The organism is Hyunsoonleella pacifica, assembly GCF_004310335.1.
GTDB classification, from domain to species: Bacteria; Bacteroidota; Bacteroidia; order Flavobacteriales; family Flavobacteriaceae; genus Jejuia; species Jejuia pacifica.
Map to the genome: position 1 here is coordinate 46,234 of NZ_SIRS01000003.1, position 14,368 is coordinate 60,601.

The window sequence follows — 14,368 nt, forward strand, 5'->3', positions numbered from 1 at the left end:
AAGTAATAAATAAAACTATTTAGTAACTATTTGTACTATTTCTTGTGTTAATTGTTTCAACAACACTCTTTTATCTTCTTCTAACTTTTTTAAAACTTCGTTATTGTAATGTCTTATAGTATATAAAGAAACATTTTTATGACAGGTTACTTTGAATTTTGCTTTAAGATGTTGAAGTAGTTGTTCTAGGTTATTGAAAATATTATCAATACAAACCGAAAAACTTATAGCTGAGTTTTGAATAACATCTACTTTCATTTTATGAGTATGTAATAACTGGAAAATTTCACTTATGTTGTCTTCAACTATATATGAAAAATCTAAAGAAGATAAAGAAATCAACACCAGTTCCTTTTTCACAATAAAACAAGGTATATCTGGCTGTAATGTAATGCCTTTACCAACACGAGTTCCTTCATTTTTTGGGTTTAAAAAAGATTTAACATATAAGGGAATTTCCTTTCGCTGTAGTGGTTGTAATGTTTTAGGATGAATTACTGAGGCTCCATAAAATGCAAGTTCTATTGCTTCTTCATAAGATATTTGATGCAATAATTGGGCATTATCAAAATACCTAGGATCAGCATTTAAAACCCCGGGAACATCTTTCCAAATTGTTACACTTTTAGCATTAAGGCAATACGCATATATAGCAGCGGTATAATCACTTCCTTCTCTTCCTAAAGTGGTTGTAAAATTATTAGCATCACTCCCTAAAAAACCTTGGGTAATATTTAAAATACTATTTTCAAAATTTGAAGAAATATTATGTTGAGTCTCTTCCCAATTTACATTGGCACGTCTGTAGTAGCTATCTGTTTTAATTTGCGTTCTAGCATCTATCCAATGGGTACTTATATTAATACTATCTAAGTATGCACTAATAATTTTAGTAGATACCAATTCTCCAAAACAGGTAATTTGATCATAAACAAAATTGTAGTCGGGAGATTTATTAGTTCTTAAAATATCATCTAGCTCTCTAAAAAGTGTATTTACTTTTTTAAATATAGGATGAGACTCGTTTTCGAATAAGTCTAGCAAAATATTATTATGAAATTTAATTACCTCTTGTAAGGCACTTTTAAGATATTCCTTTCTATTAAAATAATTATCCACAACAACTTCAAGAGCATTTGTAGTTTTACCCATTGCGGATACCACTACCAGAGTATTTTTATAGCCAACTGTTTGTAACACTTTGGCCAAATTTTTAATACCATTGGCGTCCTTTACTGAAGCTCCTCCAAATTTAAATACTTGCATGCTATAGTTTAGAAATATAATTCTTTATACCTTCTTCATTTAATTGCACTACATCCCAATCACGCATTACATTAGCTCCATTTTTTTCATAAAATTCAATTGCAGGGGTATTCCAATCTACAACTTCCCAGTTTATACGTTTAACTCCTAATTTGTGTCCATATTTCACTACTTCATCTAATAATTTAGATCCTATACCATGCCCACGCATAGCTTCACTTACAATTAAATCTTCTAAATGGATGGCTCTTCCTTTCCAGGTAGAGTATCGGTTATAAACTAAGGCTATACCTTCTATTTTATTATCTACTTCAGCAACAAAACAATGAAATTGGGGTTGCTTACCAAATCCATCATATTCTAAATCTTTAACAGTTACCTCAACAGCTTCTGGTTCTTTTTCAAAAACAGCCAATGCTTTTATAAGATTTAACACCTGTGGCATATCTTCTTTTTTCGAGTCTCTAATTATTAATTCCATAACTTATTTGTATAGAAACCAAATATAGTTTAAAGTTCATATTTTATTATACTTATAAGTTACGAAAACGTTGTAATTCTTGAAATTTTATAGATATTTGTATTACTAAACTCAAACATTTATGTCGCAACAAAAACAAACTTTAGGAGAATTTATTATTGAAAACCAGACATCATTTAAATATTCATCTGGGGAATTATCAAGTCTTTTAAACTCTATTCGTTTAGCAGCCAAGGTAGTTAATCATGAAGTAAACAAAGCAGGATTGGTAGATATTATTGGTGCAGTAGGAGATACAAATATTCAAGGTGAAGATCAACAAAAATTAGATGTTTATGCTAATGATAAATTTATACAAACCCTTACGCGACGTAATATAATTTGTGGCTTGGCTAGCGAAGAAGAAGATGATTTTATAGCTATAAATAGCCAAGATGAAAATCACCAAAATAAATATGTGGTACTTATAGACCCCTTAGATGGCTCTTCTAATATTGATGTAAATGTTTCAGTAGGTACTATTTTTTCAATATACAGAAGAGTTACCCCTATAGGTACTCCAGTACAATTAGAAGACTTTTTGCAAAAAGGGAATGAACAAGTAGCTGCTGGATATGTGGTTTATGGGACCTCTACGATGCTTGTTTACACCACTGGAGACGGTGTTAATGGATTTACTTTAAACCCTGCAATAGGGTCTTTCTATTTATCTCACCCAAGTATGGAATTCCCTGAAGATGGCACTATTTATTCAGTAAATGAAGGTAATTACTTTGATTTCCCTAAAGGTATTAAAAACTACATAAAATATTGTCAAGCCGAGGAAGGAGAGCGACCATATACTTCAAGATACATTGGTTCTTTAGTTTCAGATTTCCATAGAAATATGATTAAAGGAGGGGTATATTTATATCCTCAAGGATCTAGAAACCCTAATGGTAAACTACGATTACTTTATGAATGTAACCCTATGGCTTTTCTAGCTGAACAAGCCAACGGAAAAGCTAGCGACGGTTTTACCCGAATTATGGATATTGAACCTACCGAACTACACCAACGTGTACCATTTATTTGTGGAAGTAAAAATATGGTAGACAAAGTTGAGGAGTTTATGGAGGACGCAAAATAAAAAAGCAAACCAATTAAGATTTGCTTTTTAATAATTCCCTAAGAGGAACCTTGTTGAAATAGCAACTTAGTTTTTTACTATTTTAAAGGACGCACTGCCCGTATCAGTTTTTACATTTAAAATATAAATACCTTGTCTCAAATTGGTTAAATCTAAAACATTCTTTGATCCTATGTTTGAATAGACTGTTTTCCCTATTCCATCATATATCTCTGTCTTTGTTATTTTGATATTATTAGGTGTATTTATCACTAACTTATCCGAAAACGGATTTGGATATAGTTTTGTAAGTTTAAATAAACTACTCTCTGTACTAAGACTCGCATCAATATTAAAACTCGCAGAATCATAAATAGACCAATCACCATTTGTGTCTTGAACCCTGACGTAAAAAATATGATCTCCTTCAGCGAGTCCAGACGAATCTATATTGAGTGTTTGGGTAGATAAAGATGGATTACTAAAAACTACAGAAGTTCCGTTTCCTAAACCTGGATCTGTATCAATAAAATACTCGGCTGCATTAATTTCATCAGGAGATACATCAAAATCTTTAATGTAAATAACTTGTCTATCATACAAACTCCAATTCCCAGAACTATCTTGGGTCCTTAAATAAAAATTATGAAACCCTTCAGGTAATCCAGTAGTTGCAATAGAGAACGTTTGTGTTAGAGTTCCAGAATTGGTGTTTACACTTAATGATGTTCCGTTTCCTATACCAGGATCTGTATTAAAAAAATATTCTGCAGCTGTAATTGTAAATGTATCAAAACGCTTTACATAGAACACCTCTCTATCGTATAAACTCCAACTATTTTCAGTATTTAAAGTTCTAATGTAAAGACTATGAAACCCTTCAGACAAAGAACTCGTGGGAATGGTATATGTTTGTGTTAATTGCCCTGTATTACTATTTACAGATAAAACTATTCCATTACCTACTCCTGGATCTGTATTAAAAAAATATTCAGCTGCTGTTATATTTGAGGTTAAAAAACTTTTAAGATAAAAGCTTTTTCTGTCATACAAACTCCAGTTGTTATCACTATTATATGTACGAACATATAAACTGTGAAATCCGTCGGAGAGGCCCGTAGTAGGAATGGAAAATGTTTGCGTTAATTGTCCCGTATTACTATTTGTAACTAATGCTGTACCGTTACCAACTCCGGGGTCTGTATTAAAAAAATACTCGGCATTAGTTATGGTTTGCGAAAAGCAAAAGCAAACACCAAATAGTAAAAAGACACTCGATAAAAGTCGTCCCATATTAATTAGCATTAGTATCTATAGTTACACTTAAGTTATCCTCTGGTGCAATTCTATCAGTAATATTTGTAATTTTTACAGTAGGAATGCCATTTGTAAAACCAAAGCTATTAAAGGTAAATGTACTACCGTCATAAATTCCCATATCTACACCTTGCACACCACTATCTATAGCAGGGGATCCTGCTTGTAAATTGTAATCATCCGTAGAATTATAGTTTGTAGTATCTGTTATATTTACAAATTGAGGATTTTGATTATTGAGATTATTATTACCTGATAAGACACTAACGGTTCCTGAACCAACATTATAGGCTAAACAGTTTTCAAAAATTACCCCGTTAGCATTGGGGTTAGGAGTGCTGCTTGTATTATAATATAAAATATTATTTTGAACAGTTATATTTCCTAAAGCTGGGATTTCATTTGATATTGGAGTTGAAGTACTAGGAGTAAGAAAAACGTTGTTTTTAATAGATATTGATAAAGGGTCATCTATGTATACTATAGATCCAATAATATTATTTGAAATTATAGCGTTTGTGTAATTATTAAAACTGCTAGAACTATTACCTATTATCCTTATAACACTACCTTGAATTATTATATTATCTACAGGTGTAGCTCCTCTAAAATATATTTGATCTCCAAGACAATTTTCTATTACTATGTTATTAATAGTTTCATTTACAGCTGAACTTGGATAAAAATCATTAAAATTTAATCCTGTAAATCTTGAATTTGAAGAACCGTTTAATAAAATTATATCTTCAATAAAGGTGTTTTTATCAATAGCACTATGCCCAAAACCTATTAGAGTTAACGTTTTAGATATATTAACATTTCCGTAACTGTCAGTTGATGCATGTACATAAAGAATGTCTCCGTTTGCCGCTGCATCAATGGCACTTTGTAAATCACTGTATTGAGCATTTGCTCCCACAGAGTTATCAACTGTTATTATATTTTGCGCTCCAGACATAAAGGATAAGAGTAACGCAATTGCTAAAATTGTAATTTTTGTTTTCATTGTTTTTGTTTTATGGATTAATAAATTTTAAGTGTTTGTTTTAAAAGTAATAGTGGATACCGCCGCCGCCATTAAAGCCACCAATAGATCCAACACCATCGAAGGAAATATTAGTGTAACCTAATTCGAAAGAAAACGCTAAGCCTTCAATAAAGTCGTTAAAGGTCCATTCTATGCCGCCTCCTGCGCCTATAGCTATGGAATTTTGGTTGAATGACCCTCCAAAAAAATCATATTTGTACGTCCAGTATCCTACTTGACCGTATACATACGGTTGATACTCTGCAAAATCTAAATCTCCAGATGTAAAATTGTAGGCATACCTTCCTGTAATAGACAAACTACTTTGTCCAGAGAAGGAAAAACCGTAATTAGCCGAACCTACAATGAGCTGCCCCGTATGCGTCTCAGTGAAATTGTATTTTAACGATGCGCCATAATTTAAGGACGTCCAAGCCAAACCTGCTCCAAAAGAGCCTGCCTCTGACATTTGAGCATTAACTGTAAAGTGACTAGAAATAATTAAAGCGAAGACGCATATTATTTTTTTCATGATGTATTTGTTTTATGTTTACCACAAACATAATTTCAATACGTTTTTCATGATTACGGGTAGCCATAAAACAGAGCTGCAACAGTGTTAATTAAGATAAAGTGAAGAAAAAAATCGTTAAGAAACACATTTCGAAAAAAGACGTTTTCAAATGAATAATTAGGCAATCAGAATAATTGAGATTTTAAATTTAGGTAAGCTATTTAATAGCTATCAAACTTCCAAATACCATTTACATTAACCAATTTACCCTCCCAACTATTACCTTTTAGTCTTAAAAAACTAAAGAAATGGCTAGTATTTTTAGAACTTTTTTGAGCTTGGTAAGCCGCTTGCAGTTTAATGTAGTTCTCTCGTCCTTGTTCTGTTAATGTAAGTCTTACCAATGCTTCGGTTTTTGTATGGGATACAATATCTACATCTGTACTAAAACCATAACTGTACGAGCTTGCTTCTATGGAATTTAACGTGGTGTATAATTTAGGGGTTGATGTATTTTTAATAGTTATTTGAGATTTACTATTTAATCCCCTAATAAATAATTGTGCACTAGATTTAATTTTATCTAATACAACAGAGTCATCATTTCTATTCTTGGTGCTGGATGTATTTTGAGTACTTTTAGGCAGTACACAGCTAGGAGGTATTTTACTATAGGTGCCATTGGACACCGATAAGGTTTTGTAATACACCGAGCGCATTTCTATGGCCCCATCCCCTGTTATTTTATTGCCCAAAATATATTTACACCAATGGTTTTGTTTATTGGCATTATTAAAGGCTACACACAACAAAATAATTTTGGGTAAGGTAGTGTAAAGAAGGTTAGAACTAGTAAAATCTAAACTTACTGTACCATTAGCATCTATACTACTTTCTTGTTTTACAGAAATTGTTTGTTGCTCTTTTCCATAAAAAAGGGTAGCATTAACTGTAACATCTCTTGCTGCAACAGCTCCAGAATTAGCAAGTTTTAAAAAAAATTTACGTTTATCTTTTAGCCATACAAAACTATCGTCTACTAAATGTATTTTTGCTGTAGTAAGTGGTGCTTTTTGTGTTATAGCCCCACTACTTTTCTGTTCTGAGGTTTTGGACGTAGCAGGTACTACCTGTATTTTCGCTTTTTCTATTTTATCTGTGTCTACCTTAGGTATGGAATCAGCTACTTCTTTATTTTGAGAAGTATCAATTAAAGCATCATTGTTTATAGTATTGTCTGTTTTTTCTTCGTCAAACACATAATCCGCGAGCTTAAAAAGCACCAGAGCTATTACTAAAATTTTAGAGATGGTAGCAAGCCAAAATTTTATTTTACGTTCTGTTTTTAAGTTCATCCTTTTCTATTAAATCAAATCATCAACCAAATCCTCTTCTAAACCTTCAAAATCATTTAAAAATTCTTCAAAAATATGTTCAGTACTTACCGCATCATAGTTAATTGATACGAAAAACAAGCCTATAGCTCCCAAAGTATTGTTAGCAAAATTTGCCTGTTTTAATTTACGTTGCAATTCTTCTATTTTTATTTCTAAATGTGCAATCATTCTGGTTTTAATGGCCAAATCATCATTCATTTTTTCCTGTAAATTCTCAAAACGCATTAGTAACTTCTGTTCCATGTTGGCCACTAAGGTTTTTAGTGTTTGCTCTTCTACATCTTTTTTAAACGATATGTACTGTTCTTGCTGCTCTTCTATAAAAGCAATTTTTTCAGGTTTAGATTTAAAAACTGCTTGTATTACTTCATGCTTAGGTACATGCTGTTTATAATAGTCTTGTATTTCTTTTTGATGTGTTTTAGCAATTTTTAAAAATCGTTCTTCTGGGTTTTCAAAATAATAACCACAAAGTGTATTTAATGTTTTTACTGATGGTTTGTAAACTTTTTGCTCTAGTTTATCTTTTTGCAATGCTTCTCTAAGATCAAAAGCCCGCTTTATGGTTCGTGCATCAATTTCCTTTCTATCTGCCACCCCTTCGTCTGCTATTTTCTTATAGTCAATTTCAGGTTCATCAGCCAAAATCAGGTCTGTAATATAAATAAATGCGGGCAGGTATGTTTCTGAGAGTCTTGTGATTGGCATACGCCAAATGTAAATAAAAAACTTAAAAAATCTGTCAAAATACAGTACGTCATATCCTTCATGACGGTCATGACAGCACTTTCATACCCCTAAACTATTCCTTTGTCATGTACTTGAAAAGTCACACCGGTTAACACTTTAGCAAGTATGTAAACGTCCCAAAACTTTCTTAACCGCAAGTTTAATTTTTAAAATTTAATATTATGAAAAGTGTATTTAAAATAGTGTGCTTAGGGGTTTTATTAGCTATATCTGCAACCTCGTGTACAAAAACAGATTTAGAAGCTGAAAATGAGGAGTTAGTGCCTGTGCAAACTGAGGGAGGAGACGAAAAAGTTAAAGCCGTTCCAAGAGATGATTAATCTCTAGATATTTGTTAATTAATTATGAAAAACCGTACAATTTGTACGGTTTTTTTATTTTTAACCTGATCTATTAACAATTTAAATACTAAATCACATGAAAAAATTATTCAAAGTAGTCTGCTTAGGGGGTTTATTAGCAATTTCTGCTACCTCTTGTACAAAAACAGATTTAGAAGCTGAAAATGAGGAATTGGTACCTGTACAAACTGTAGGCGCAGATGGAAAGGTATTACCTCCACCAGAAGGCGATTAATTTAAATTTAATTTTTTAAAGAAAAGTCATACTATATGTATGGCTTTTTTCATTAGATTTATGGGATATTTTGTTATGTAACAATTAATTCAGACTATAATTTCTATTTTGAATCTCTCAATCAAACATTATATTCTTCTAGTATTTACCATAATCGTATGCATTCTAGGGTGTGTAAATAACAAAATACCCAAAGAAACGTCTGAATCTTATCATCTATTAGAATTAAGCAAACAAAAGGAGAATACTGACGACCAGCTCAGTCTCATTAATAAAGCTTTTAAAGTATCCGAACAATATCATATTGATTCTTTACATCTAGCCATTGTTTCTAAAAAAGGGATTCTTCATCTACAAAGGCAACAACAGGATAGTTTCTTGTACTACAATCAATTACTATTTAAAAAATCTCAACAAATTAGCAATAATCATTACAAAGCTAGAAGTGCTTTCAATTTAGGATATTATTATGACGAACATAGTGTTATACAAGATAGTGCCTTTTATTTTTATGTGATAGCCAAAAATACTTTTCTCTCTCAAAGAGATACATTAAGAATTGCTGAGACCTTGATGAATATGGCAATACTACAAAATATTCAGAATAATTTTTTTGGAGCAAAAGAAAGTCTAATAGAAACTTTAAAATATTTAAACAAAAGTCCTAACAAAAAATACATCGCTTCCGTTTATAGTGAGTTGGCTGCTAGCAATCATAAATTACTCAATTATACTGATGCTGAACAGCTTTACAATAAAGCTATCGAAATCACTAATGACAAGAATGACGTATTAAAGTATAAAAATAATTTAGCATTCTCTTACATCGAGCAAAATAAACAACATGATGCCATACCAATACTAAAAAAATTATTGAAGGATTCGTTATTACAAAAAGACCCTGAGCTTTATGCTAGGGTATTACATAATTTAAATTATGCCCACTGGTTAAACGGTAATAAAGATGTATTGCCTGCTTTTTTAGAAGCATTGCATATTCGTAAAGAAACAAACGATAAGCGTGGACAATTACAAAGTTATACCGATTTGGGAAAATACTATTCCAAAACAAACCCTGGTAAAGCGAGCAAATATCTAGATACTTTAATACTTATTTCTAAAGTGCTGAGAAGTCCTAGAGCTGAAACTGATGCTTTGAAACTTTATATGACATTATATCCTAAACAGGTAACTTATAAAGACCGCTATATCTTTTTAAAAGACAGTTTGTACAAGCAAGAGCTAAAGGTAAAAACACAGTTTGCTAAAATGCAGTACGACGATCAACAAGAAAAAGCACAAATACAACAATTGCAACAACAAGCCATAGAAGAAAAAGCAGCATTAGCCGTACAAAAAACACAAAAAACACTGTTTTTATCGCTTAGTGGTTTGCTTTTAATTGCCGGTATATCATTATACTATGCCTTAAGGCAACGCCATAAAAAAGAAAAATTAAAAGAGGTTTATAAAACAGAACAACTTATTAGTAAACGGTTGCATGATGAGCTCTCTAACGATATTTACGGTTTAATGGCATCCATAGAGCAAAACCCAAATAAAGACAAACATTATTTACTTGATAATTTAGAAAAAATATATGGCCAAACTCGATCAATATCCCACGATAACAGAGAAATTGCTACCGGTGCTGCATTTGCAGAAGAGCTTAAAGATGCGCTAAGTACCTTTTACAACAAAGAGACCAATGTAGTTGTAAGCGGATTAAATTCTATCTCTTGGGAAAACCTATCAGACCACAAATGTATCGCTATACATAGAACACTTAAAGAGTTGATGGTAAACATGAAAAAGCATAGTGAAGCTACATTAGTTGCTATAAATTTTAAAAATGAAAGTAAACTAATACGTATTAACTATTCTGATAATGGTATTGGTTTACAAGAAGATCAAAAATTAGGTGTTGGCCTTAAAAATACGGTTTCCCGTATTGAAGGTGTTAATGGGAAAATTACATTTGATTCTGAAACAGGTAATGGAACAACCATTACCATTACAATTCCTAAATAGCGCGCATTCATGTTTAAAAAAATACTCCTAGTTGAAGATATAGATAGTATTGGACATGGCATGTCTTTAAAACTAGAACAGGATTTAGATATTAAAAATATCACAATGACCCAATATTGTGATGATGCCTATTTAAAGTTTTTAAAGGCAGAGCAAGATCAAGCCCCATTCGATTTAATAATTACCGATCTTTCCTTTAAAAAAGATTATAAAAATAGTAGTATTTCATCTGGAGAACAATTAATTAAAAAATTGCGCAACCAAAACTATAACATCCCTATAGTAGTATATTCTGTAGAGGAGCGTCCTACGGTTGTTAAAAAGTTAATAGATTGGTATGATATTTCAGCCTATGTTTTTAAAGGGAGAAATAGTACTAAAAATATGGTTGATGCACTTAAATCCGTAAAAACAGGAAAACACTTTATATCTTCTGAAGTAACGGCTACATTTCAAAAAAATGAGGTTTTTACCCTTGAGGAGTTTGACACGATTATACTCCGTGAACTCTCCAAAGGAAAGACACAAGAAGAAATTTCTGCATATCTAAAATCTAAGGATATATCTCCAAGTAGTTTAAGTTCTATAGAAAAACGACTTAACAGATTGAAAGATGAACTTAAGGCAAAAACTACGATACAGTTAATCGCCAATGCCAAAGACTTAGGTTTAATATAATTCTTACTTATTTCCCATTTAGACTATTATTTATGCGCCTTAGCGCAAAACCCTTTTGCTTTACGGTTTCCCGTAATCGCCTAGAATTCATACTATTTAGGTTTGTTAGTGTACGATTTTAATAACCACTAAAAGCAACCAAAAATGAAAACTAATCTAAAGCCTATATGGTATGGAGTACTCCTGTTTTGTACGCAATTCCTATTTGCACAAAAGGAAGAAATCTGGGAAGAAGCAACTGTTTTTGAATTTGCATTACCCTACGAGACCATTACCATAAACTATGACGAAGAAAATTTTGTATTCAATGTTACTGACAAAACAAAATTTTTACTTGGCAAAAAGAAATCTATTCCAAAGGAAAAAATCTCAATAGGTAGTACCGTAAATGTGGGTATAGTAATTGAAAACAGAAAACGCGTATTAACAAAAATTATATTAGATAAAGATGACTATGGAGAGGTTAAAAAATTTGAAGGTGTGTTTGAATCTTTTGAAGGAGATACTGCAGTTATAGATGGCAGAAAAGTAGCATTAACAAATAATACCACAATAGAATGTAAAGGAGATCCAAATTGTGCCTGTAGTAAAGGGAGAAGTTTTTTAGGTTTTGATGAATTACAGTTAGGCAGTTTTCTAACTGTCTATGGCGAACAAAATAATGATGGTGTTTGCATGGCTTCTAAAATAGAAGTATGCAAAAACACTTATGGCAAGGTAGACCAAGAGTTTATGATGAGCTTAAGAAATGATTTTGATGCCTCAAACCTTAATCAATATAAAAGTATACCAAGTAATGTATTTAAAGCTGCTCATGGGCTACACAATGGCACTATAAAAATGGGGAATTTAGAATTTAAATTACTGGATGATATTCGTATTCAAGGGTACATTAATATGATAGGAAATCGTGTGCTTCCCGCATACGCTAAAGAAGACAGTTTTTCAGAGAAGCATGATGTAGTTTTTAGATTTTATGTTATAGAAAACGAAATACCAAATGCCTCTGCTTTACCAAATGGTATGATATTTATTCACACTGGCTTGTTAAAACTAATGGAAAATGAGGCACAAATAGCAGCTGTATTAGGTCATGAAATAGCACATGTAACTTACGAACATGGTATAAAAAGATACAAAACTACAAGGTTTACCAATAGCAACTTAGGTAAAAAAACCTCTAAATGGTTAAAGAAAGCATTCAAAAAGAAAATTAATATCAACGAAAATTCTGTTTTAGGAAGCACATTAGATACTGCCTTAGAGTACACTACTCCAGATACAGTAATGAGTTTATTTAATAAAAAGAATGAAACACAATCGGACAGAGTTGGACTTTACTATATGGTAGAAGCAGGTTACGACCCCAGAGAAGCTGCAAATTTTTGGGGTATTATGAAAGATTACACAGGCAATCAAAAGTTTATAAATAAAATTTTTACCTCTACTCTAGGTATGGTAAACAATATTCAATCAGATTTAGATGAAACAGATTATAGTGCTTTGGGTAAAGAAGGTATGGATCTTTTGGTAAAAAATTTAATGGAGACTATTTACACATCACACCCATTGGCAATAAAGAGATTAGGTGCTATTAATATCCTACTAAGCTCTACATATTCTGATACAGATTTTTCGAAGTTAGAAACGGGAGAGAAACCTTTTATGAATTATTTAGGCATTTTTAAACAATAGTTATGAAACAGTTTATCGGTTTAAGTGTATTGTGCTGTATTATACTCTCTGTAGTATGGCAAACACCAAAAACAGCGCAATACCAAACTCCATTCAAATTAGAAAAGCTTTTAAAGGATTCTATAGTAAACAAAACATCTACCATATTTCTTATTGATAAATCCGGAAGTATGGCTAGGGCTGGAGAGAGCGGAAAACCTAAATGGGAAGAAGCAAAAGAAGCTGCCCTAAAAGCAACATCATCAATTTTAAAAAGTGATAGCAAAAATCAACAAGTCGCTTTTTTAACATTCTCTGGAGGTTGTGTTGAAGATCCTACCAAACAGCAAAACTTAAAATTTAGTAGCGATTATAAAGATATCGCACAACAACTTAAAGCTATTGGAAGACCAGGAGGAGGCACTCCCTTACACGAAGCTGTAATTTCAGCTAAAAAACGGCTTCAATATTATAGCTCTAACTATGGAGATGGCGATGTTTCTAAACTTATTGTTTTAAGTGATGGGGTGGCAACTTGTGGGCAGATAAGGCCTAAAGACGTATATGGTACAGGTACAACAATGGTAACAATCGGGACTAATACCCAAACTACTACACCTGCTAGAGGTAGCTCAACGCAACAACCCAACGCCCCAAAAAATAACACTTATGGAAACACCTCCAATAGTAGCACCTCATCTAAAATGAGTTCTCTTGTTGGAAACACTAATATTCCCGTAAAGTATTTTACCATTGGTTTTGATATTAAACCAGGGTCGCCCGCAGAACGCGACCTACAATATTTAGCTGGCCAATCTGGTGGTAAATATCTTAATACCCAAAACGAATTTGAACTCACTAGAGCGTTTACAAAGTTTTTTAAAGTTTACTATCCAAAACCCCAAAGTAGCATCCAAAATTTAGACTTTGAAAAAGCACACATGTTCCTTACTGGTGTGGAAGCTATTCAAGGAGAAAAATATAGGAAAGCAAAACAGCTATTTGAAGATTTCTATAAGGAGCATCAAAAAGATTTTAATGCTGCATTTAACTTGGCATTAATGTACGAGGCTAATGATTTTCATTTACAAGCTATTGAAAAATTTGAAACTTATCTAGCGCTTCATCCCAAAGCTGAAGATAAAGATTGGGTTATTGAGCAAATACAGCTATTGCAAAATGATATGCTAAATTTTTATGATTACACTAAAAAACTTTTAAAAACAGATCTAGAATATCTAGAACACCATTTTAAGAAAGTACAAAATGGAGAAAGTCTAGCCTTAGCATACGAATTCACTGGGTTTATAAAAGAAAAGGAATTTTACTATAAAGACTTGCCTTCCAAATTAGGACTTGAAAGTAGGTCTAAACAAGAGTTATGTAACACCATACAGTCAGGTTTAAACAAATGTGCTAAATACATTAAAAAGGATCCTGAAAATTGGGACAAAAATGCAACATCCCCTCTTTCATTAGTATTTTTTAATCTAGAGATGCTTATCAATGCATTATAAATTAAACTCCAAAATAAAACTATAACACACAT

General features: G+C 32.1%; 14 protein-coding genes. 7 read left to right on the forward strand and 7 right to left on the reverse strand.

Annotation, left to right across the window (positions count from 1 at the left end; genetic code table 11):
- Nucleotides 1–15: 15 nt before the first annotated feature.
- Both EYD46_RS06595 and EYD46_RS06600 read right to left on the reverse strand, forming a co-directional pair.
- The gene (locus EYD46_RS06595; protein WP_130936293.1) at nucleotides 16–1,266 is read right to left on the reverse strand and encodes an aspartate kinase; all 1,251 of its coding nucleotides are present in this window, start codon (nucleotides 1,264–1,266) and stop codon (nucleotides 16–18) included.
- A 1-nt stretch (nucleotide 1,267) separates the two neighbouring features.
- On the reverse strand, nucleotides 1,268–1,747 hold the full coding sequence (locus EYD46_RS06600) for a GNAT family N-acetyltransferase (RefSeq protein ID WP_130936294.1): 480 nt from the start codon (nucleotides 1,745–1,747) through the stop codon (nucleotides 1,268–1,270).
- A gap of 121 nt (nucleotides 1,748–1,868) precedes the next feature.
- On the opposite strand from EYD46_RS06600, the gene fbp reads away from it, so the two are divergent.
- Entirely contained in the window at nucleotides 1,869–2,876 is a 1,008-nt protein-coding gene (gene fbp / locus EYD46_RS06605; RefSeq protein ID WP_130936295.1) for a class 1 fructose-bisphosphatase, read from the forward strand.
- Between the two features lie 66 nt (nucleotides 2,877–2,942).
- Here the strand turns inward: fbp and EYD46_RS06610 are convergent, their stop codons facing one another.
- From EYD46_RS06610 to EYD46_RS06630, 5 genes are all read right to left on the reverse strand, one after another.
- Entirely contained in the window at nucleotides 2,943–4,148 is a 1,206-nt protein-coding gene (locus tag EYD46_RS06610) for a T9SS type A sorting domain-containing protein (RefSeq protein ID WP_165454351.1), read from the reverse strand.
- A 1-nt stretch (nucleotide 4,149) separates the two neighbouring features.
- Nucleotides 4,150–5,178, reverse strand: a complete 1,029-nt coding sequence (locus tag EYD46_RS06615) for a right-handed parallel beta-helix repeat-containing protein (RefSeq protein WP_130936297.1) — start codon at nucleotides 5,176–5,178, stop codon at nucleotides 4,150–4,152.
- 40 nt (nucleotides 5,179–5,218) lie between these two features.
- Nucleotides 5,219–5,731 carry a hypothetical protein gene (locus EYD46_RS06620; protein ID WP_130936298.1) on the reverse strand — a complete coding sequence of 171 codons (513 nt, stop codon included), beginning with the start codon at nucleotides 5,729–5,731 and terminating at the stop codon, nucleotides 5,219–5,221.
- Nucleotides 5,732–5,934: 203 nt separating this feature from the next.
- Nucleotides 5,935–7,068: a hypothetical protein gene (locus tag EYD46_RS06625; protein ID WP_130936299.1), complete on the reverse strand. Its 1,134-nt coding sequence runs from the start codon at nucleotides 7,066–7,068 to the stop codon at nucleotides 5,935–5,937.
- 9 nt (nucleotides 7,069–7,077) lie between these two features.
- Nucleotides 7,078–7,818: a hypothetical protein gene (locus EYD46_RS06630; RefSeq protein ID WP_130936300.1), complete on the reverse strand. Its 741-nt coding sequence runs from the start codon at nucleotides 7,816–7,818 to the stop codon at nucleotides 7,078–7,080.
- 203 nt (nucleotides 7,819–8,021) lie between these two features.
- On the opposite strand from EYD46_RS06630, the gene EYD46_RS17730 reads away from it, so the two are divergent.
- From EYD46_RS17730 to EYD46_RS06650, 6 genes are all read left to right on the forward strand, one after another.
- On the forward strand, nucleotides 8,022–8,180 hold the full coding sequence (locus tag EYD46_RS17730) for a hypothetical protein (RefSeq protein WP_165454352.1): 159 nt from the start codon (nucleotides 8,022–8,024) through the stop codon (nucleotides 8,178–8,180).
- Between the two features lie 97 nt (nucleotides 8,181–8,277).
- Nucleotides 8,278–8,436 (forward strand): hypothetical protein, encoded by a 159-nt coding sequence (locus EYD46_RS17735; RefSeq protein ID WP_165454353.1) that lies wholly within the window; start codon nucleotides 8,278–8,280, stop codon nucleotides 8,434–8,436.
- A gap of 108 nt (nucleotides 8,437–8,544) precedes the next feature.
- Nucleotides 8,545–10,467 carry an ATP-binding protein gene (locus EYD46_RS06635; RefSeq protein WP_130936301.1) on the forward strand — a complete coding sequence of 641 codons (1,923 nt, stop codon included), beginning with the start codon at nucleotides 8,545–8,547 and terminating at the stop codon, nucleotides 10,465–10,467.
- A gap of 9 nt (nucleotides 10,468–10,476) precedes the next feature.
- Nucleotides 10,477–11,145, forward strand: coding sequence for a helix-turn-helix domain-containing protein (locus EYD46_RS06640; protein WP_130936302.1), 669 nt, complete (start codon nucleotides 10,477–10,479; stop codon nucleotides 11,143–11,145).
- Nucleotides 11,146–11,289: 144 nt separating this feature from the next.
- The gene (locus EYD46_RS06645; protein WP_130936303.1) at nucleotides 11,290–12,840 is read left to right on the forward strand and encodes a M48 family metalloprotease; all 1,551 of its coding nucleotides are present in this window, start codon (nucleotides 11,290–11,292) and stop codon (nucleotides 12,838–12,840) included.
- A gap of 2 nt (nucleotides 12,841–12,842) precedes the next feature.
- Nucleotides 12,843–14,336 carry a vWA domain-containing protein gene (locus tag EYD46_RS06650; RefSeq protein WP_130936304.1) on the forward strand — a complete coding sequence of 498 codons (1,494 nt, stop codon included), beginning with the start codon at nucleotides 12,843–12,845 and terminating at the stop codon, nucleotides 14,334–14,336.
- Nucleotides 14,337–14,368: the final 32 nt, after the last annotated feature.